Source organism: Clostridioides sp. ES-S-0006-03 (assembly GCF_020662275.1).
GTDB lineage: Bacteria > Bacillota > Clostridia > Peptostreptococcales > Peptostreptococcaceae > Clostridioides.
The window spans coordinates 75,438-97,269 of the sequence record NZ_JADGMM010000008.1 but is presented as its reverse complement, the minus strand read 5'-3'; the positions used below and the strand labels follow the sequence as shown (position 1 = coordinate 97,269).

The window sequence follows — 21,832 nt, the reverse complement described above, 5'->3', positions numbered from 1 at the left end:
AAGTATGTATTTATTAAATATATTTAAATTTTTAGTAATTGAAAAGTTCAAGGGATCTTTCCAAAATACCTTTTGTATATGCTATTAAAATACCATAGTTTACGATAGGTACATTGAAAGATTTTGCCTTTTCTATTCTAGATAACATTCCAGCTCTATTCATCATACAAGCTCCACAGTGAACTACAAGTGCATATTTAGTTATATCTTCAGTGAAAGATACTCCAGAACTAAATTCAAAAGTAATATTTTTACCAGTTTTCTTTCTAATCATATTAGGGATTTTAACTGTTCCAATATCATCAGTTTGTCTGTGATGAGTGCAACCTTCAGCCATCAAGACCTTGTCACCATCTTTTAAATTTTCTAAAGCATAGGCACCATCAATTAATTCTTTAAGGTCTCCTTTTTGTCTAGCGAACAATATAGAAAAAGATGTAAGAGGAATATCTTTTGGAGTATCTTTATCCACTTGTGGAAATACTTGAGAGTCAGTAATAACAAGCTTAGGTTTTTTACCTAAATTAGATAGAGTTTCTTTTAAGCTATCTTCTTTTGTAACTATAGAAATTGCTCCAATATCCAAAATATCTCTTATAACTTGCTGTTGAGGAAGTATAAGCCTACCTTTTGGAGCTGCCTTATCTATTGGAACAACTAAGACAACTAAATCATTTGGCTCAATTAAATCTGATACCAATTTAAACTCATTACTATCTTTAGGCAAAACCTTTATTATTTCACTTTTTAAATCTTCAATTCCAATTTTATCTGTTGATGAGACAGAAACAACTGGACATTTAACTTTATTTTTAGTTAAGTTTAAAATTTCAGATTGATTTTTAATTGTATCAATCTTGTTAAGTACTAAAATATGAGGTATATTTTTATCATTAAACTTTTCAATTAGTGATAAATCTTCTTTTGACACACCAATTTGGCAATCCACTACTAGTAAAGCTATGTCTGTCTTTTCTAAAATATCTAATGATTTGCTTATTCTAAGCTCACCAAGTTCACCAACATCGTCAAGACCAGCAGTATCTATAAGAACACAAGGTCCTATAGGAAGGATTTCCATTGGTCTAAATACTGGGTCTGTAGTAGTTCCAGCAATATCTGATACTATTGCAGCACTTTGATTTGTTATAGCGTTTATTACGCTAGATTTACCTGCATTTCTTTTACCAAAGAGACCTATATGTACTCTTATTGATTGTGGAGTAGAATTTAGACTCATTTGTACTCACCACCTTAAATTTCTTTTTTTGATATACTAGTTTTTACAGATACATGAGGTATATTTCCCAATTTACCAGTCAAACTATTGATAATATCCATTTCGCCAACAACTGCTATACATACAATTGAGACACCTTCTTCTTCACAAGGAATTCCCATTCTACCTTTAATAATACCTTTAAAAGTTGATACAACTTCATTAAATTTAAGCTGACATTCTTTTGGTTCTTCCAAAATAGCACTTATAACCGCAACCTTTTTCATAAATATCCTCCTAACTCAGAAAATATGTTCTTAAACAAATCCAAAATCAAAAAACTTTTCTTTTTAAAGAAAAGTTTCTACAAAAGAAAAGTTATTAATTACACAATTATAATGTGCTATATTAAACTATTTCCTTACAGATTAGATAACTCTTTTCTGGTAGGGTTAGCTTGTAAAATTTATTTTAACAACAATTAGCTAAAGAAAATTTTTATACAATTTGTATGAATCATATAAAAATTAACTAAAGAAAATTGAAGTTACTTATATAATAGTAGTAAATCGAGATTAAGTCTATAGAAAAACCAATTTTTGTATAAAAATAAAAATAAAAATTGGTTATTTACAAAGAAATGACTTTAATAAAATATATAGTTAATTATTTTTTTAGCATGTAGTTTATAAGAAGTTTTAGAGTATTTTCAATTGCTTCTATATGAGTTCTTTCGTAGTGGTGGCTATTATTTGTTCCAGGGCCAACGCAAGCTATTTGAACATCTTCTCCCCAACGAATAGCCTCTGAAGCGTCTGAACCATAAAAAGTAAATACATCGACAGCATAATCTAAATTATTATCTTCTGCAACATCTACAAGTTTATTTCTTAAACTAAAATCATATAGAGATAAGTTATCTTTTGCAACTATAGTTACACCATGTTCACTAGATGTTTGACTTGGTCCAGTAGGTGCTATATCTATTGCTACAAATTCTCTAGTTTTTTCAGGTAAAGCTTTAGAGACACCATGTCCAATTTCCTCATAATTACTTATATAAAAGTTAGTAGTATGCTTAGGTATTAAGTTGTTTTCCTTAAAGTATCTAGCTATTTCAAGAACCATAGCTACAGCTGCTTTGTTATCTATATATCTAGATTTTATAAAACCAGATTCTGTAGTTTCAAAACGATGGTCTAGACATACAAAATCTCCAACACTTATTCCCAAATCCAAAATATCCTGTTTATTAAATACTTTTTCATCAAGTCTAATAATCATTGTTTCTTCATTTCTTTCAGATGCAGCTTTTGTCTGTCCATATATATGAGTAGAAGCGTATTTAAACACAACACTTCCTCTAATTTTTTTACCTTTTCTAGTTATAACAGTGCAATTTTCACCTTCTATAGCGGCCCAACAACCACCACCGACTTTATGGTATTTAAGAGTACCATCTGGTGATATTTCTTTTACCATAGCACCAAGTGTATCCATGTGTGCAGATATTGTTATTTGATTTGAATCATCTTCACCAGGAAGAGTAGCTATAAGAGCTCCTTTTTTTGTAAGAGTAGTATTAAGACCTAAAGTTTCAAAATCCTTTTTGCTTTCTAAAACTGCATTTTCAGTATATCCAGCTGGACTTGGTATATCAAGATACTTCTTCATCAAATTTATAGTATTAGTTAAATTTAAATTCATATTATTTCCTCCTAAAAAATGTATATTCATACAAATTATAACATAAATACGAATGTTCTGAAAACTGTATTTGAAAGAAAAATTTCTAAATCTATTAAAAAAAATAATATATAAGGTAAAATTAATTTATATTATATAGGTTTAAGTTGAAAATAGTTTTATTGTATAAATAATAAAAATAAATAAAAAACAAATAAACAAATAAAAACAAATAAATAAAATATTTAGTTTAATTCTCTTTACAAATAAAGATTTTAGTAATAAAATAATTTTTGAAAAAGATTTTAAATTCAGACTATTCGGTTTTAAAGTAATTAATCTGTAAACCTTTATTAATATGTGTAAATAGTTGGTTATATATGTATTTAATTAGCTAAATATACATAAAAAAGTTTATTTTAATTATTTGGATTATTCGGAAAAAAATTTATTAGGAATTATAAAAAATTTGGATTACTTAGAAAAAGAGAGGGTGTGTATAATGTGATTGAAAATGGATTCGTATTTTGTAGTTTTTTAGTTGTATTTGTAGGTGGCATTTTTTACATGGTTGATAAATTAAAATGGAAGATATTCGATGTTATTAATCCAATGCTTTTAATTTATTTAGGGGCTGCTATACTTGCATCATTTGGTTTATTTGCACAAAATGAAGAAGTTGGTATCTATCAGAATATAATAACCGTAAATTTTCTACCATTAATGTTAGTATTCTTATTAATTCAATGTGATTTAAGAAAAATATTAAAAATGGGCCCTAAAATGTTATTATCATTTTTCTGTGCTACATTGACATTTATGCTTGGATTTGTTATAGCCTTTATAATTTTTAAAGGTTCAATGGGTGCAGATTCATGGAAAGTTCTTGGTGCAGCATCTGGGTCATGGATAGGTGGTTCATCAAATATGATTGCAGCAGCTAATGCTTTAGGTGTTGCAGAAGAAGGGCTTAGTTATGCAATACTTATGGGTTCTATAGGATATACAGTATGGATGTCTGTTTGTCTAATGTCTGTAAAATTTGGACCTAAATTTAACAAATGGACAAAATGTGATACAAGTTTTATAGATGAGGTTACAGCAAAGCTTGAGAAAGAAAATAAAGATAATACAGCACCTACGTTTGTGGAACTTATGACTTTATTATCTGTTGGATTTGGAGTTGCAGCATTTGCACAGATTGTATCTAAGATACTTCCAACTTCAGGCATACTTAATGAGACTATGTGGGTAGTGCTTGTTGCCTCTACAGTATCAATATTGTTAGGTATGACTAAGATATCAAAACTTAAAGGAAGTACATTAGTAGGAAATGTGTTTATGTACTTGCTTCTTGCAGCAACAGGAAGTAAAGCAAATTTCTTTGGACTATCAGAGGCTCCTGTTTACATAATGTTTGGATTAGTAGTAGTTCTTGTACATGCCATTTCATTTATAGGACTTGCAAAACTATTTAAATTAGACTTATTTACTTGTGAGGTAGGAAGTATAGCTAATATAGGTGGTGTAACTACAGCACCAATGATTGCTGGGGTTCATAATCCAGTATTAATTCCAGTAGGTGTACTTATGGGGCTTTTAGGAAATGTTATAGGAACTTATTGTGCTCTTATAGTTACTCAAATATTACATATGTTAGCTTAATGAAACTATAGTATAAAGCTAAATAATTCATATCAAAAAAGTTATTTCAATTTAAGCATAAGCTTTTATCGAAATAACTTTTTTTATTTGGCAAAATAAGTCGTTTTAAAAAGTTGTTTTGACATATTTAGTGAATAATATTGTAAAAATTACCAATAACGATATATATTTAATTTTTATATTGAATCGAACGTTTGTATGATGTATAATAAATATATAGAACGAATGTTTGTAGAACGAATGTTTTTTGAAATTATTTTAATAATTTATGAATATATATCACAATGCATAAATATATTTAAATATAAAGATAAAAAGAATTTAAAGGAGTGTTGATAACTTATGATAATTCCATCAAGAAAAATACAGGATATAACATTAACAAATTTAAAAAATGGTGAAGTGACTTTAATTGAATTAGATGAAATATATAAAAAGATGGGATTTTTATTTGTTGTAAGTGAAGGCAAATTGAAAAAAATAAAAAAGGAGAATCATCATTAAAAATGCATAAAATAAATACTATAAAATTTTGTAAAACCTAACTTATGTAGAATATAAATACTTAAGTTAGGTTTTTTTGTGATAAAATCTGTGATTACTTGAGTTTTAGAAAGCAGTACAGTGTTTTATAAACTAAAAAATAAATGAGTTTAAATCTCAAGGGCATAATACTGCATAAGAGGTGATATTAATGAAAATAGTAACCTACAATATTCATAAAGGTATGGATTCAAATAATAAATTGACATTATCTAAAATGGGAATATATTTAAAGAACTTAAATTGTGATGTAGTTTGTTTGCAGGAAGTACTATACCCTCAATTTTTAGCTTTAAAGGCTGTTTTAAATATGGATGGTGTATTTGCCACAAATGTAAAAAAGGTAAATATGTTATATGGAATTTGTACATTTACAAAATTAAAAATATTAAACAATAATCATTTTTTTTTAACTAGTAAAAAAGAACAGCGAGGAGCACTTTGTATAACTGTAGATGATTATGGAAGAATTATAAATATTATAAATGTTCACTTAGGTTTAGATAGAGAAGAGAGAGCAAAGCAACTGGATGAAATAATAGACTATAGAAATAGATTAGTAGGAGCTGTTGTTTTATGTGGTGATTTCAATGAAAAAAATATCTCTTTAGATATGTTTAGTGATATGGCTGTTTGTCTAAATAAATCTCAGTTTGCAACCTTTGAAAAGTCAAATTCTAGGATAGATTATATTTTTGTTGATAGAAAAACTGAACTAAAAGGATATATAGTAGAGAAGATTTATTTATCAGACCATTATCCAGTAATAGGATATATTTGATTTTTAATGTAACTTAATCAATATTCGTAAATAAAGAGTAAATTTTTTATTAAGGTATAATTAAAAAAATATAATTAAAAAGTGTCAAAAAGAAATCTAATTATAAGACATAAATTTACAATAAAGTTACATTTGCTTAAATGCCTTGTTTAAAAAAAGCTATTCAAATATAATCTAAAGTAGTTTTGAAAGGGAAACTTTAATAAGCAAAATTAAGATAAATTAAGTTAGTGTTAAAATGAGGTGAATTTATGAGCAGAAGTACAACAAGGGTTTCAAAATTAGGAAAAGAAAAAAAACGAAATTTTATAATAGTGTTAGCAGTTTTAGCTGTAGCGATTGGTGTGTCTACTTATTTTTTTAACAACAAATTTCTATATAATGGGAAAATAGCTAAAAATGTATATATAGAAGATATAAATGTATCCGATATGAGCAAAGAAGAAGCATTAAAAGCTGTAACAGATAAGTATACTCCAGAAGACCTGAATCTTACTTATGATGGAAAAGATTATAAAATATCTCCAAATGATATTGATTTAAAATATAACACAGAAGAAGTTGTAAAAAATGCTTATGAGAGTACAAAAAAAGGTTCTTACTTTCAAAACTTAAAGAAGTATATTGATATAAGAATAAATAAGCTATCCCTGAAAATAGAATCTGGATATGATGAGGCAAAACTTAGTGCTCAAGTATCTTCAGTAGCAGATAGCATCAACGTTAAAATGAAAAATGCTTCAGTTAGTGTTGGAAGTGGTGGATTAAATTACACAGAGTCTGTTATAGGTAGAGAATTTGACTTGGCATCAAATAAAGAATCTATATACAACATGATAAAAAATAAAGAGCATAAGCCTTTAGAACTAAAAGTAAACCTTCAAAAACCAGATATAACGACAGAACAAGTAAAATCTGTGAATTCTGTTATAGGTCAATATTCAACAACATATTCTCAATCTGTATCAGGTAGAGCATATAATGTGGCATTGTCAGCAAGAAAAACTAGTGATGTTTTACTAATGCCAGGTGAAGAATTTTCATATAATAAGCTTACAGGGCCTAGCAATAAAGCTAATGGTTACAAAGATGCACCAGTTATAGTTTATGGAAAATTAGAGCAATCAGCAGGTGGAGGTGTTTGTCAAACATCTTCAACAGTTTATAATGCAGCTCTTCTTTCAGGTATGGAAATAACACAAGTTACAAACCACTCATCTGCATCTACTTATGTACCAAGAGGTAGAGATGCTACGGTAAGTGATGGAGGATTAAATTTAAAATTTAAAAATCCATATAACCATCCTGTATATATTAAAAATTATGCAGGTGGAGGAAGTGTATCATCTATAGTATATGGCAATTCTGGTGATAAACCAAATATATCTATAGAAGTAAAAAACACTGGAAAAGATAAATATTCTACATATAGGGTGTATAAAGACTCAAATGGAAAAGTCATAAAAAGAGAACATATATCAAATAGTTCTTATAAAGAATTGAAAAAATAGATTATTTTTTAGCTTAATATTGAATTGATACAAAAAACAAGAGAGTTGATAACTCTCTTGTTTTTTGTATAAGAGTAGACTTATTAATTGTCGTTTTGATATTAGAATCATTAATATATAGAAAATATTCCTATATATTGGTATAATTATAAATAGATTTAGTTATATAAAATGTATGAGGAGGTGACAGGGTTGAATTTTATAGGCAATAGGTATGAGGTAGTAAATTCTGATGACGTTTTAGAAATTAACAAAATCTATAAAGCTAGGGATGTTTTTTACAGAAAAAATGTGTTAATAAAAGTTATAAAACACAATAACTATATTTGTGAAGATTTTGTATCAAATTTAATTGATGAAAGTACTGCTTTAGATGAAATAAACTCTCCTTATATACTAAAAATAATTGATGTTGGGATTCATTGCACAGAAGAAACAACATTATATTATATTGTAAGTGAAGACTTTGATGGTATTGGCCTAGATGAATTAATTCTAGGTAATTATCTTCATCTAGAAGCAATTATAAATATAATGATACAAGTTTTAAAAGCTTTAGAAATGATACATAGAAATTACTCATATCATGGCAGTTTAAAGTCAAGTAGTATAATGGTGAATACAGAATATAATATTAAAATTTGTGATTTTGGAATTACAAAAGCAAATAATGGGGTTAATACAAGAAGCTATGGAAATAGAAGATATTTATGTCCACATCAACTATGTATAAACTATACTGATAGAGAGAGTGATTTTTTCGCAACAGGTCTTATTTTATTTGAGTCTATATTTAAGAAATTACCTTTTGGAGAAGCAAATTCAGAAGAAAAAATGTTACAATTGATTGATAAAGGGCTAGATTGGAATAGTATAAGAGCAATTAATGGAAACATAGAACTTATAAATGTTATAAAAAGACTGCTTGGTAGAAATAATAAATATACTAGAGCTAATGATATTATTGTTGACCTTAGTAAGGTAATGTATGAAAAAGCATATATAGAGGTTGAAGATAAATTAGAAGAAGAACCAAAAAAAATTGTTCAGGTTAGAAAAGAAGATAAAAGTAAAGTGAGAAGAAAATTACATAAAAAAATTGTTGTTGCTGGCTTAGCTATAGTTATGATTTCAATGATTATTATAGGTTCTATAATATAAAAATTATATATTGTACATTTTAAAATAAATGTCTATAAATAATATACATATAGATTAAAATTTTAGTATTGTTTTAATTATGAGAGGAAGTGGTTATTATGTTAGCAAAAAATAATGAGGTGTTAAACGTTTAAGAGTATTTTAACAAATAGCCACCTGCTTTTGTAGTTTAAAATAAAAAAGCTGTGGCTAAAAGTCACAGCTTTTTGCTACTTTTTAAAGGCAGGAGTATATTAAAAAGGAGCAAAGTATGAGTGAAATAAAAATAATAGCAAGTAACAAGTGTTGGATTGAAGATATAGCAAAGAAACAACTTGAAGATATTTTAAAATTGAATGGAGTTTTAAGAATAGTAGGATTGCCTGATTTACATGCAGGTAAAATACCTGTGGGCCTAGCAGTTGAAACCAAAGATATTATCTATCCACATATAATTGGAAATGATATAGGTTGTGGCATGACTTTATTTAAAACTGGAATCTCCAAAAAGAAATTTAAAAAAGATAGATGGATTAAACGTCTTTATGAAATTAAAGATTTATCTGATATAAAAATAATAAATCCATATGAAGAGGAATGCCCAATATCAAATTTGGGGACTATTGGAAGTGGAAATCATTTTATAGAATTTCAATGTGTAAATAAAATTCACAATAAAGAAAAATTTGAACTATTAAGATTTTCATCTGATGACATAATGATGTTAGTTCATTGTGGGTCAAGAAATTACGGAGAAACCATACTTAAAAAATTTTATAATAAAAATGGTATTGAAGTTGGAAGTGAAAAAGAAAGAGATTATATGATAAATCATGATAAAGCTTTAATCTGGTCAGAGCGTAATCGTGAAATTGTTAGTAAAAAAATCATGCAATCAATAGGTATATCTAGAGATATTGAAAAAATATTGTCTATAAATCATAATTTTATAGAAAAAAGGGAAGATAAATTCATACATAGAAAAGGTGCTGTTTCAAGTGAAAGAGGAGCTGTAATTATACCTGGTTCAAGAGGAAGTCTATCATATATAGTTATGCCTACTGAAAATACAGAACTGTCTTTATATTCTCTATCACATGGAGCTGGTAGAAAATGGTCTCGTTCAATTTGTAAATCTCGTCTTAAAAATAAGTATAATAAAGATACTATAAAACAAACAAAATTTAAAAGTCATATTCTATGTAATGATATAAACTTGTTATTTCAAGAGGCTTCAGAAGCATATAAAAATATAGAACAAATTATTGAAAGTTTGATAGAATATAAGCTTATTCAAGTAGTGGCAACTATGAAACCACTAATTACTTATAAAGGGTAATTTTAAAAATTATATTAAATTATAAATAACTGATTTTATTAAAGCATATTAAGAATGCTTTGATACTATCAGTTATTTTTTTGTTTTTTGTTAGGGTTAATAATTTAAAGAGCTTAACTTCATAATATGTAATTTTTATAAAATTACATTCTGTAAGAAATGTTGGGTATAAATGAAAGAATAAACATTATTTTTATTTTAATAGTGAGTATTATAGGTGTTTTATTATGTTAAAAGATAAATAAATTTATTTATATTGACACTAGGATATAATTTATGAAATAATGTTAAAGTGACTAAAATAGTTAAGTAAAAATAGAAAAGGAGCAGTGTTTTATGAAAAAGAATACTAACATTAGTGAGTCCGGGGTTAGACTTCTTAATAAATAAGGAGTTTAATGAACAATAATTCCTTATTTATTAAGTCGATTACAAATAATTATTATAAAAATAAGTGAAATAGTTATTTAAAATTCATGACTTATAAATAAAGGAGAAAGTAAAATAATGAATAGTAATACAATTGAAAGACTACAACTAAATGAGGTTAAAGAATTAATAAAAATACATTGTGTAAGTTCACTTGGAAGAAATTTAATAGACAAATTAACTCCTAGTGGTAATATTGAAGTAGTAAGAAGGAAATTAAAAGAAAATAAAGAAGCTAGAAAAATAATTGAAAATAGTAATCATATACCACTTGAAGGGTTGTTTAATGCAGGTTCTACAATAGATAAAATTGAAAAAGGAATGATAATAGAACCTATTGAACTTGTAAATATAGAGGATTTTTTAAGAGGTTGTAGGAAGATGAAAGCTTTTATGTTAGACAAAGAATTTTATTCGCCTACATTAAGTTCTTATGCTTTAAATATAACAGAATGCAAAAACATAGAGGAAGAGATAAACTACTGCATAAAATCAAATAAAGTTGATTCTAATGCCAGTAAAGAATTAAAAAAGGTAAGAAGAAATATAGAAGTTACAGAAGGAAAAATAAAAGATAGATTAAATAAGTTTATAACATCAAGTATAAACAAAAAGTATATACAAGAGTTTATAATAAGTAAAAGAAATGATAGATATGTAATACCAATTAAATCTTCTTATAAAAATGAAGTTGATGGTACTATATTAGATACTTCATCAAAAGGAAATACTGTATTCGTTGAACCAATAAGTGTGTCAAATTTAAGTACAGAATTGACTATGTTAAAAGCTGACGAGACTATTGAAGAATATAAGATATTATCTTATTTAACAGAGCTTATATTTGATAAAATAACTCAGATAAAGTTAAATATAGAAATACTTTCTGAATATGATATGGTATTTGCAAAAGCTAAATATAGTCAAAAAATAAATGGTATTACTCCAAGAATAAACAACAATGGATATATAAAAATAATCAAAGGTAAGCACCCACTTTTAACAGGAGATGTGGTACCTTTAGATTTTGAAATAGGTAAAAGTTATAGAAGTCTTGTAATAACAGGACCTAATGCAGGTGGAAAAACTGTAACTCTTAAGACTGTTGGTCTATTAACTTTGATGGTTCAATGTGGTTTTGATATTTCTGCTAAAGAAGACAGCGAACTAAGTGTATTTGAAAAAGTGTTTGTAGATATAGGAGATAATCAAAGTATTGAAAATGCTCTAAGTACTTTTTCATCACACATAAAAAATATTGCAGAAATTATGGACTCATCAAATAATTCTACACTTGTTCTATTTGATGAGATAGGTAGTGGAACTGAACCCAATGAAGGAGCAGGACTAGCAATATCATTGCTAGAAGAGTTTTATAGTATGGGATGTATAACAATAGCATCAACTCATTATGGCGAAATAAAAAAGTTTGCTAATTTGCATCCAGAATTTGAAAATGCAGGTATGATGTTTGATAAAGAAACTTTAGAACCATTATATAAATTAACAATAGGAAAATCTGAAGATAGTAATGCTCTTTTTATTTCTAAAAAGATGGGAATAAAAAATAAGGTATTAAGTAGAGCTAAAGAATATATAACTGATAGAAACTACAATTTAGATTTAGTTAAGAGAAGTAAATTAAAATCCCATACTGAAAATAAAGATAATGTTGAATTTATTTCCAATTATACAGAGTATAATACAGGTGATAAAGTAAAATTATTGGATGAAAATGACTTTGGAGTTGTGTATAAACCTAGAGACAAATTTAATAATGTAGAAATATTATTTAAAGACAATTTTGTTTTAGTAAATATAAAAAGATTAGAACTTAGTATAAAAGCAGAAGAGTTATATCCAGAAGGATATGATTTAAATTCATTGTTTACTAGTTTTAAAGATAGAAAATTAGAAAAAGACATTCAGAGAGGTTCAAAAAAAGCTCTTAAACAGATTCAAAGAGAAATTAGAGAAAATAGAAAACAAATGTAAAAAACATAAATGACTATTTAAAATGTAAATAATTATTTTACAAAACATGAGTAATAAATGCGATTATTTTTGCGTATTTTACTCATGTTTTTTTGTGTGTAAAAATTTATACTTTAAACATAGATGAAATAATATTAAAGGAGGTATAAATATGGATGTTCTATTATCTGTAAAAGATGTAACAAAGACTTACAGTAAAAATAAAAAACCAAGTTTGAATCATGTTTCATTCGAGGTAAATTCTGGTGAATTTGTTGGAATTATGGGAGCATCAGGTTCTGGAAAAACAACTTTACTAAATGTATTATCTACAATAGATAGTGTAAATAGTGGTGAGATAGTAATTAATGGTGTAAATTTAAAAGAATTAAATAATAACTCTACTGCGGATTTTATAAAGGATAATATTGGATTTATATTTCAAGAATACTTTTTGATTGATAGTTTGAATGTTTTTGAAAATATAGCTGTACCACTTACTTTAAAACATATGCAAGCAAGTGAAATCGAAGATTCTATCAAGTTATTGACAAAACGTTTTGGAATAGATTCAACTTTGTATAAGTATCCAAATGAGTTATCTGGTGGTCAATGTCAAAGGGTTGCTGCAGCAAGAGCTATTATAAAAAAACCATCTATAATACTTGCAGATGAGCCAACTGGAGCACTTGACTCAGTATCAGCAAATGAGTTACTAAAAACACTAAGTGATGTAAATCGAGAATTAAAAACTACTATATTGATGGTAACACATGATGCTTATGTAGCTAGTTTTTGTAGTAGAATTTTGATTTTTAGGGATGGTCAAATTATAGATGAACTTCAAAAAAATGAAAAAAATCATAAAGATTTCTTTGAAGCTATAGTTAGCAAGACCAGTAAACTAGAAGAAATATATTAGTATACATTAAAAGGAGATAGTAAAAATGAATATATATAACATTGCTAAAAAGAATCTCAAGAAAAACTTTTCGTTTTATTCATTATATTTGTTTTCTGTAGCTTTTATACTCATGATATTTTTTAGTTTTGTATCTTTTTCTGTGAATGATATTATAATGAATAAAATTTCATCAGATGGAAGAGTAGAAACTATGACAAAAACTATTTCAATTTTTATAATTTCATTTGTATTATTCTATATGCTTTACTCAAATAGATTTTTTATAAGACGTAGAATGAGAGAGCTTGGCATATACACCTTGATGGGATATAGAAAATCAAGTATATTAAAATTAGTTATGATTGAAAATATATTTATTTGCATGATTGCTTTTATTATAGGTGTTTTAGCTGGTTCATTATTACATAAGTTTATTATACATGTAATTGTGCATTCATTAAATTTAAATGTAGATAGTTCAAAGATACCTTTTTTCAATGTAAATGCTGTTATTTCTAGTATATTATTTTTAATTGTTATATTACTTGTACTATATTTTTCAAATTGGAAATTGATTCGAAGAAATTCTCTTCTTAATTTAGTCAAAATAGAACGAAACGAAGAAAAACAGATTATAATAAGACCTTTGATAGCTTTTATAGGTATTTTTATGCTTGTATTAGGATATGTACTAGCTTTTGATATGACTAGAGGAAAGGATTCTGTTTGGTATAGTATTGGTTTTTCTCCAATTGCTATATTGACCTTACTTTGCGTAGTTGTTGGAACTGTTTTTTTTATAAATTCATTTTTACCTTATATTATTAGAATATTAAAAACTAAAAAAAATCATTTTTATAGAGAAATACAGATTATTACAATTCCTAAGTTTATTTACTCCATACGTTCTAATGCAAAAACATTAATTTTATTAACTTTGTTGTCAGCAGGAACATTATGTATATTTGCGTCAACTGTTTTATCAATTTATTATCCTGTAGTAGCAGTTTCTCGTATAGTACCTTCTGCTATTGAGTTTAAGTTAGAAGAAAAAAGTAATGTTGATAAAATTATTAATGCTGTAAGAGATTATGAATTAATAGAAAACCTTAAATACAGAGAAACAAATATTATAAAAGTAAATTCTTCATCAAAAAATTTACCAATTGAGTATTCTATTGGCAAAGACAAAGGAAGAATCTCTGGATTTGACTGTATATCAGAGTCTGATTATATAGAATTAATTAAACAACAAGGGAAAAAATTTGATTTAAAACCTCTGAATTATAATGAAAGTGTATTAGTAAAATATAGACCAAGTGAAGAAAATGTGGATAAAGGGAAAATCCTTAACTTAGATTTATATTCAGATAAAAAGGTAGATGTGGTTATAAAGGATACTACATTAGATAATCCAATTAGTTTTTCAAATAGTATTGGAACATTAATAGTGTCGGATAAACTATATAATGAAATATCTAGATACAATAATCTATCAAGAAATTCTATTATAAGTATTGATGGAAAAGATATGAGAGACAATAAAGAAATTTATGAAAAACTTAAAAATTTATTAAAGAATAATCCATATTTTATAAGTGCTTATCAAAGAAAATTTGAAATTGTGCATGAGAGTAGTTCAACTTTTTTATTGATTAGCTTTCTTTCTGTTATATTTTTTATTGCTACAGGAAGTATGCTGTATTTTCACAGTATTTCTAATGCCATTTATGATAGAAATAGTTTTAATATATTGAGTAAAATAGGATATAGTCAAAAAAATATAAAGAAAATAATTAAGAATCAGATTTTAGTGTTTTTTTCGATACCATATGTATTAGGAATGGCACATAGTATATTTGGACTAATTGCTTACAAATCTGCTTTAATAGATAACATATTAGGAAATAATACACCTATAATAATTCCAATAGTATTTGCAAGTGTCATATTTACACTAGTATATATAGGATATTACATTTTAACAAAGTATTCATGTTATAAAATAGTGCTTAAAAAATAGCATTAAAAATTTTATAAAATATTTGGAAAATAGAAGATAAGCATCTTGTATATAAATTAATTTACAAGTTATGTAATGTTATCATATAATTAATTATCAGAAAGGAGTTAATATGTTCAAAGTCAGTTATAATAAAAGAAAGATTTTCATATTAATAAATCAATTATTGATAATATTATTTCTAATTTATGAATTTTTTAATAATAAAAATATTAAAAGTATTTCCATTTTCACTCTCTTACTTGTATCTATTATAGTTGTTAATATAATGTACATTGAATTAATTAACTTGAAACAAAATAGAGTGCTCGTACAATTTACAAACTTGCTTGTTTTGCTTTCTTGGTATTTTTTATTTTTATTTGATAATAGTAAAATATCTTCTGAATTAATTTTTTTCCTAAGTCCGATTATTGTTTTTGAAAGTGTAAGATTTTTATTTGTATTTTTCTTTCAAGATTACAAATACAACTACCAGAAAGGCTTAGAATTTATATTGAAACTTATGTGTGCTTTGACAGTCGTTTCAAAATTTATTGATAATCATCTGTTTGCACTACTTTATTTATTACAAATAATTATAAGTTTGATAAGCTTTATATTCTTAATAGTCTTATATAAAAAAACTGTGATACTTGTTTTAAAGTGTGAGAAAAGAAATTTTATATATTCAGCTATTTTATTATTTATATTCCTTGTATATGCTATAGTTTTTTCTAAAAAACAGGAATATGTTGAGAATCTAGGAATGTATTTAATTATATCATTAGCCATATTTAGTATCCATAATATTGCTATAAAAGATAAAGGTTATATAAAACAAAATACTATGCTAAATGGTAAGAAAAGATTGATTTTTATTTCTTTAATAAGTGTATTTTTCGTTGGAATTGGAAAACTATTAGACCTTAATATAATTACATATTTTATAATAATACATTGTATATTTTGGTTTACTCTACTTTACTTTATTTTAATTTACACAAACATTGATGATATCATATGTAATAAAAATTCAGTAAAAAAATTTAGTGTGCAAGAAAGTAACTTAATAAATAATCTAATGCAGATATATAAAGAGGAAGAGCTTAAAAAGGATTTTTCTAATTATCTACATGATGAAGTATTACAAGATTTACTGTCAATTAAAAATATGATGAAAAAATCTGAAAATCCAGATGTAAAATATATAATCGTAAGTACATTAGAAAAATTAAATCTATCTATTCGCAATCAAATGCAGGATTATCATCCAATATTGTTAAAAACACTTACATTAAAAGAAAATATAGAAAATATGTTTGTTATGGTTAGAGGTAATTATTTATCTAAAAATATAGAAATTTGTTTTACATGTGAAGAGAATATATTTTTGGCTGAACCATATAATTTTATTATATACCGTATATTAAAAGAGCTAGTAACAAATGCTTTTAAACATTCAAATTGCTCTAAAATCGAAATTTCACTAATTCAAAAAAATAAAGATATAATTCTTTCAGTATTAGATAACGGAGTGGGAGTGGAAAGTGAATATGATTTAATAAGATATCAAAATAATGGGCTATCTTCTATTCAAGAACAATTACACAGATTAAATGGTGTTTTTAATATTGATAAGACAGCTTCTGGGTTTAGTATTGTTGTAAAAATTCCTATGGAAGGAGAGAATTATTATAAATATTTTATTAATAGATGACCATGTGTTATTTGCAAAAAGCTTAGAAATTGCATTAGAAGATTATACTGAAATAGAAAAATTTATTTATATTAAAGATATTTCCCAGGTAATTTCAATAATTAAAAATGAAAAACCAGATATAATTCTTATTGATATTAATTTAGGAAAAATTGACAATGATGGGTTGTCTCTAGCAAAAGACATTATAAGAATAATACCTAAAGTAAAAATAGTCATGTTAACGGGTTATGATTTGCCTGTATATAAGTATGAAGCTCAAAAAATGGGTGCAAAAGGCTTTATAAATAAAAATATTGAGCCAGATAAATTTATTGAAATATTAAATCAGATTCAAAATGGATATAATTATTTTCCAGATGAAATAAAATATATTGAAGAGCTAACACATAGAGAAAAATTAATATTGCAATTTCTATATAATGGAGTTAAGAGAAAAGATATAGCAACTCAATTATACTTAAGTGAGCGAACAGTATCTAATCATATCCAAAACATTTTTGATAAACTAAATGTATCTTCTTCATTAGAAGCTGTCACAAAGGGAGTTCAGCTTGGATATATTAAACTCAATATGCAATAAGAGAAGTTTGTAGTTTAGTAAATGTATTTGATTGTAAATTTTCATCTAATATAATAATTAAATTTAAGTAGAAATTTTTATAATTTAAAATATATATAAAAAGGCTATCTAAAATAAAATTTTAAGATAGCCTTTTTGTTAACATATTTTCATAAATCCAATAATTAGTAAAATCAAACCGCTTAACCAAGATAAATTTAGATTTATATTTTTAACAAATACATTTCCTAGTAAACAACCAAATGATACTGCTAATATATTTGAAATTAGAGAAAATAAGATAACTTGTATATAATTTACACCTACAAGACCACTTCCAAATCCAATAGCTAATCCATCTAAGCTTAAAGCAAGTGCAAGTGTAAATGCTTCAGCAGATTTAAGAATTTTAGATTTATTTGTATCTAAAGTGTCAGGTTCAACACTAACATTAAAATTTAACTTAAGGTCTAGCATATTAAAATTATAATCTTTTGAATGTATGGATTTTTTTTTGAAATAAGATTTAAAGAAACTCTCAACTAATCGAGAACTTCCTAATAAAAATAAAATTAAAAAGCATATCAACATTGTTATATTTTGAGGTAAAAAGTCTCTAGCTATTGTACCTGCAAAAAGTGATATTGCCAAAATTGCTGAAGAAACCACACTAATAATCATATTTGAATATAAAGGAACTTTAACTTTATTTACGCCATATCCAAAACTTGTTACAAAGGCATCTATACAAAGAGAAGTTACTAATAAAATTGATTCAATCACAGTAGATTAACATCCTTTCTCTTAAATTTTATACTTATATAGTTATAGTATTGTAAAAAGAGATAAATTGTTACAGATAAACCAATAGAATGTTGATAGAATTTCAACATTTTGTAACACCTAAAAAACAAAAAATTCATATTATATAATATAAAACCAAACATAATAAAGCAGGTGAAAATAATGGAGCAACATATTGAGGTTGAGAGTTTTGGTAATCTATTGAAGGCATTATTAAAAGAAAAATCAATATCAATGGGAGCGTTGAGTAAAAAAAGCGGAATTGATAAATCTACTATATCTCGCATAGCAAATAATAAACAAAAACCGAATATAAATCACCTAGAAAAGATTGCAATACACTTAAATGTAAATTTAGAAGAGTTATTAAAAGCATCAGGATATGAGTTTAAAAACAGTAATAATAAACAAATTTTTAATATAGATAGCGATTTTAGTAACTTTGATGATGTACTTGGATTTGCAAATTTAATTAATGATAAAAATTTCAACGGAAATATTGAGAAAGAGTTAAGTAAATGTGAATTATATGTTCAAACAGATGAAGGGAAAAAATTACTTTTTGATAGCTTTAGTAAAAAAATAGATTCTATAGAAAAACAAGGACAATTTACAGATAGACTGAGGGACATGTATGCTGAATTTTGTACAGGAAAATTAGGAATAAAAAAATATTTATTGACTGGAAGTATGCTGCTTTACTTTGTTATATCAACGGATGTTATTCCAGACTTTGTATTTCCAATAGGATTTATGGATGACTTAGTAGCATTAAATATGATTACAAAACTACTTAGAAAAGATAAGTAGTTTTGTAATTGTACTACTCTATGGGGATGACAAACAAAGATACTGAGTATAGATAAATTTTAATGTTTATCTAAGGAGAAATAACTTGAAAATTTTAAAATAAACAATTTAATATATATTTTGTATGTATTTAAGTATATAAAATAAAATAATATCCAAACTAATACAAAATAGTGATAATTTTTTTGTACTGGAGGATATTTATGAATTGCAAATGGATATCTAAAATAGATGAAAGAAAAAAATGTCATAGAGAAGCAGATTCTTCTGGATATTGTATTTTTCACAAAGAGAATAAGTCTAGTGAAGATATAAAACTGATGATGGACAATATATATAAGGAAGAAATAAATGAATTTAATGGATTTATATTTGAGAATGAATTTAATGCAGAAGAAATATTAACTTATGACTATAAATTATTAAATTTTTCTGAAACGATATTTAAAAAAGAAGCAAATTTTAGAAAATATCTTTTTAAAAAAAATGTTATTTTTAACTATACAGATTTCAGGGGTCAAGTATCTTTTAATGCTTGTGTATTTTTAGAAAATTGTGATTTTAATAAAACAAAGTTCAATAAGGTATATATAAATGATAAGATATTTGAAAAAGTAAAATTTAAAGGGCCTGATTTAGTAGTTAATAAAGTAGAAAATTTTCCAAGAATGGATGGAATAATTTTTAGTATGTGTACAAAATTTATACTTAAAAATGTGGAGTATGGAAAAAGTGAATGCAAGCATGGAAAAATAAATTATAGAATAGCTAGAAATCAAGCTACAAAAATTGGAGATTATGAGATGATAGGTCCTTACTATTATAAGGAAAGAATTTATAGTAGCAAAATGATAAAACGTTCTGACTATCCAACTCTCAGCAGTTATTTAGTTGAAAAGTTTTTTGACCAAATAGCGCACTATACTACAGGTTATGGAGAAAAACCATGGAATATATTATTTGTGATTATAGCTATAATAAGTAGTTTTGCCTTATTATATCTATTCGTAGGTATAGAAAGTTCAAACAGTACACTTATAACTTTAAATATAAATAACTTAGGTAATTATTCAGCAAGTGAGATTTTTAAAACATATATAGATTTATGGTATTTTAGTATGGCTACATTTAGTACAGTAGGATACGGAGATATGGTTGCTACAAGTTTGATTGGTAAAGCTTTAGCAGGTATAGAAGTATTTTTAGGAGTTACAATAGGAGCAATTTGGGCATCTGTGATTATTAAGAGAATGATAAGATAATATCTGTGTAAATATGGATAGGTATTAATTACTAGATATAAATTGGACTAAAGAGGGAAAATTTAAATATAAATATACTTAATAATCCAAGAAGGTGAAAAAATTGAAAAACGGAATAAAAAAAATTTTAACATTAACTCTAATTCTAGCATTTATAATACCAAATTATTCATATGCTGATGAAAAATCCGTAGACAAATACTCAAAAACATCTATACTTATAGACCAAGAAACAGGTAGAGTCTTGTATGGTAAAGAGCCTGATATGAAGGTACCTTTAGCAAGTTTAAGTAAGATGATGACTTTTTTACTTGCAATAGAGGCTATTGAAAATAAAGAAGTAAAAGAAACTGACACAATAAAGATAGACAAGTCTATTGCTTCAGTGAAAGGTTCAAGCTATAAACTAAAAGTTGGTGAAGAAGTACCACTTATAGAACTTATGAGAGGTCTTATGATTGTATCAGGAAATGATGCAGCAATTGCTATAGCAAAACATATTTGCAAATCTAAAGAGGCATTTGTAGATAGGATGAACAAAAAAGCAAAAGAAATAGGAATGACTAATACTCATTTTTTAAATCCAAATGGTCTTCCAATATATGATTTAAGTAATCCCAAAAAACCAGCAAAAGAAAATATATCTACTGCAAGAGATATATCTATTCTTGGAAAATACATGTTTGACCATTATGAAAAGCAAGTAACAGCTATAACTGATATGGAAACCTATACGAACTCAGATAGAAGCTTTGAAAAAAGCAATACAAATGCATTATTGAGAATTATACCTGAAGTTGATGGTATAAAAACAGGGTACACTGGGAATGCTGGCTATTGTTTATCATTTTCTATGATTGTTAATAAGAATGATAAAAATGAGAAAAAACGTAGAGTAATAGGCGTTGTATTAGGTGCTAATCATAAAGATAAAAGAATATCCTCTTCTTTGGCTATGTTAAAATATGGAAAAGAGAATTTTAATATGAAAAAAGTAATTGATAAAGATAGCTTTATTGGTAAGAAATATATAAAAGGAATGAAAGAACTAGAGGTTACTTTAAAAGCCAAAAATGAACTTTATACAATATTAAAAAATGATGAAAATATAAAATCTGAAGTAAAAATTAAAAATATGGAGTATCCTGTTAAAAAAGGTGATACTATGGGTACTATAAAATATTACACTAGTTCAGGTGATTTACTTGGAAGTGTAGATATAGTCAGTGATAATAGTGTTGATAATGTACCACTAAAAACAAAATTAAAAATGAAATTTGCAAATTAAATTCAAAAAAATGGTATAAAATATACAAAAAAATATAAAAATAGAAAATATGGAAAAAATATTGTTATTTTTTCACCTCTATGATATACTACTAGAGGTGAAAAAATAAAATAAATCACACACAGCATTGGGATCCTTAAAAGGTGCCTATTACATGGTTTTTTAGGGAGAAGATCAAGCTGGAGGTATAAAA

18 protein-coding genes are annotated in these 21,832 nt (G+C 25.8%); 14 read left to right on the top strand and 4 right to left on the bottom strand.

What is annotated here, in order from left to right:
• Positions 1-31 precede the first annotated feature (31 nt).
• From hydF to IR151_RS12285, 3 genes are all read right to left on the bottom strand, one after another.
• A complete protein-coding gene (hydF, locus tag IR151_RS12295) occupies positions 32-1,240 on the bottom strand; it encodes a [FeFe] hydrogenase H-cluster maturation GTPase HydF (protein ID WP_227434808.1) in 1,209 nt (402 codons plus the stop codon).
• A gap of 14 nt (positions 1,241-1,254) precedes the next feature.
• Entirely contained in the window at positions 1,255-1,506 is a 252-nt protein-coding gene (locus tag IR151_RS12290; protein WP_227434807.1) for a TM1266 family iron-only hydrogenase system putative regulator, read from the bottom strand.
• A gap of 379 nt (positions 1,507-1,885) precedes the next feature.
• Positions 1,886-2,926: a M42 family metallopeptidase gene (locus tag IR151_RS12285; protein ID WP_227434806.1), complete on the bottom strand. Its 1,041-nt coding sequence runs from the start codon at positions 2,924-2,926 to the stop codon at positions 1,886-1,888.
• A 483-nt stretch (positions 2,927-3,409) separates the two neighbouring features.
• Between IR151_RS12285 and IR151_RS12280 the strand changes: the two genes are divergently transcribed.
• The 11 genes from IR151_RS12280 (at position 3,410) to IR151_RS12230 (ending at position 17,496) form a co-directional block, all read left to right on the top strand.
• Positions 3,410-4,570, top strand: a complete 1,161-nt coding sequence (locus tag IR151_RS12280; RefSeq protein ID WP_227434805.1) for a DUF819 domain-containing protein — start codon at positions 3,410-3,412, stop codon at positions 4,568-4,570.
• Between the two features lie 342 nt (positions 4,571-4,912).
• Positions 4,913-5,074 carry a hypothetical protein gene (locus tag IR151_RS12275; protein ID WP_227434804.1) on the top strand — a complete coding sequence of 54 codons (162 nt, stop codon included), beginning with the start codon at positions 4,913-4,915 and terminating at the stop codon, positions 5,072-5,074.
• Positions 5,075-5,264: 190 nt separating this feature from the next.
• Positions 5,265-5,894: an endonuclease/exonuclease/phosphatase family protein gene (locus IR151_RS12270; RefSeq protein ID WP_227434803.1), complete on the top strand. Its 630-nt coding sequence runs from the start codon at positions 5,265-5,267 to the stop codon at positions 5,892-5,894.
• Positions 5,895-6,145: 251 nt separating this feature from the next.
• A complete protein-coding gene (locus tag IR151_RS12265) occupies positions 6,146-7,405 on the top strand; it encodes a VanW family protein (protein ID WP_227434802.1) in 1,260 nt (419 codons plus the stop codon).
• Between the two features lie 183 nt (positions 7,406-7,588).
• Positions 7,589-8,566, top strand: a complete 978-nt coding sequence (locus IR151_RS12260; RefSeq protein WP_227434801.1) for a protein kinase domain-containing protein — start codon at positions 7,589-7,591, stop codon at positions 8,564-8,566.
• Positions 8,567-8,816: 250 nt separating this feature from the next.
• A complete protein-coding gene (locus tag IR151_RS12255) occupies positions 8,817-9,884 on the top strand; it encodes an RNA ligase RtcB family protein (RefSeq protein ID WP_227434800.1) in 1,068 nt (355 codons plus the stop codon).
• Positions 9,885-10,391: 507 nt separating this feature from the next.
• On the top strand, positions 10,392-12,308 hold the full coding sequence (locus IR151_RS12250) for an endonuclease MutS2 (RefSeq protein ID WP_227434799.1): 1,917 nt from the start codon (positions 10,392-10,394) through the stop codon (positions 12,306-12,308).
• A gap of 151 nt (positions 12,309-12,459) precedes the next feature.
• On the top strand, positions 12,460-13,209 hold the full coding sequence (locus IR151_RS12245) for an ABC transporter ATP-binding protein (protein ID WP_227434798.1): 750 nt from the start codon (positions 12,460-12,462) through the stop codon (positions 13,207-13,209).
• A 25-nt stretch (positions 13,210-13,234) separates the two neighbouring features.
• A complete protein-coding gene (locus tag IR151_RS12240; RefSeq protein WP_227434797.1) occupies positions 13,235-15,214 on the top strand; it encodes an ABC transporter permease in 1,980 nt (659 codons plus the stop codon).
• Between the two features lie 748 nt (positions 15,215-15,962).
• The gene (locus tag IR151_RS20480) at positions 15,963-16,913 is read left to right on the top strand and encodes an ATP-binding protein (protein ID WP_227434796.1); all 951 of its coding nucleotides are present in this window, start codon (positions 15,963-15,965) and stop codon (positions 16,911-16,913) included.
• A gap of 4 nt (positions 16,914-16,917) precedes the next feature.
• A complete protein-coding gene (locus IR151_RS12230) occupies positions 16,918-17,496 on the top strand; it encodes a LuxR C-terminal-related transcriptional regulator (RefSeq protein WP_413927361.1) in 579 nt (192 codons plus the stop codon).
• A 138-nt stretch (positions 17,497-17,634) separates the two neighbouring features.
• Here IR151_RS12230 and IR151_RS12225 read toward each other — a convergent pair whose 3' ends face one another.
• Positions 17,635-18,258: a manganese efflux pump gene (locus tag IR151_RS12225; protein WP_227434795.1), complete on the bottom strand. Its 624-nt coding sequence runs from the start codon at positions 18,256-18,258 to the stop codon at positions 17,635-17,637.
• A 183-nt stretch (positions 18,259-18,441) separates the two neighbouring features.
• Here IR151_RS12225 and IR151_RS12220 point away from each other — a divergent pair, with 183 nt between their 5' ends.
• From IR151_RS12220 to IR151_RS12210, 3 genes are all read left to right on the top strand, one after another.
• Complete coding sequence (locus tag IR151_RS12220) at positions 18,442-19,089, top strand: helix-turn-helix domain-containing protein (RefSeq protein WP_227434794.1); 648 nt, start codon at positions 18,442-18,444, stop codon at positions 19,087-19,089.
• A gap of 203 nt (positions 19,090-19,292) precedes the next feature.
• Complete coding sequence (locus tag IR151_RS12215) at positions 19,293-20,351, top strand: potassium channel family protein (protein ID WP_227434793.1); 1,059 nt, start codon at positions 19,293-19,295, stop codon at positions 20,349-20,351.
• Between the two features lie 103 nt (positions 20,352-20,454).
• A complete protein-coding gene (locus IR151_RS12210; RefSeq protein ID WP_227434792.1) occupies positions 20,455-21,639 on the top strand; it encodes a D-alanyl-D-alanine carboxypeptidase family protein in 1,185 nt (394 codons plus the stop codon).
• Positions 21,640-21,832 lie beyond the last annotated feature (193 nt).

Bases quoted from the DNA above. Each gene is read 5' to 3' on its own strand.
- IR151_RS20480 (WP_227434796.1), top strand. From the start codon at position 15,963: ATGTATTTAATTATATCATTAGCCATATTTAGTATCCATAATATTGCT.
- IR151_RS12250 (WP_227434799.1), top strand. From the start codon at position 10,392: ATGAATAGTAATACAATTGAAAGACTACAACTAAATGAGGTTAAAGAA.
- IR151_RS12285 (WP_227434806.1), bottom strand. From the start codon at position 2,926: ATGAATTTAAATTTAACTAATACTATAAATTTGATGAAGAAGTATCTT.
- hydF (WP_227434808.1), bottom strand. From the start codon at position 1,240: ATGAGTCTAAATTCTACTCCACAATCAATAAGAGTACATATAGGTCTC.
- IR151_RS12275 (WP_227434804.1), top strand. From the start codon at position 4,913: ATGATAATTCCATCAAGAAAAATACAGGATATAACATTAACAAATTTA.
- IR151_RS12215 (WP_227434793.1), top strand. From the start codon at position 19,293: ATGAATTGCAAATGGATATCTAAAATAGATGAAAGAAAAAAATGTCAT.
- IR151_RS12245 (WP_227434798.1), top strand. From the start codon at position 12,460: ATGGATGTTCTATTATCTGTAAAAGATGTAACAAAGACTTACAGTAAA.
- IR151_RS12265 (WP_227434802.1), top strand. From the start codon at position 6,146: ATGAGCAGAAGTACAACAAGGGTTTCAAAATTAGGAAAAGAAAAAAAA.
- IR151_RS12270 (WP_227434803.1), top strand. From the start codon at position 5,265: ATGAAAATAGTAACCTACAATATTCATAAAGGTATGGATTCAAATAAT.
- IR151_RS12255 (WP_227434800.1), top strand. From the start codon at position 8,817: ATGAGTGAAATAAAAATAATAGCAAGTAACAAGTGTTGGATTGAAGAT.
- IR151_RS12240 (WP_227434797.1), top strand. From the start codon at position 13,235: ATGAATATATATAACATTGCTAAAAAGAATCTCAAGAAAAACTTTTCG.
- IR151_RS12220 (WP_227434794.1), top strand. From the start codon at position 18,442: ATGGAGCAACATATTGAGGTTGAGAGTTTTGGTAATCTATTGAAGGCA.
- IR151_RS12290 (WP_227434807.1), bottom strand. From the start codon at position 1,506: ATGAAAAAGGTTGCGGTTATAAGTGCTATTTTGGAAGAACCAAAAGAA.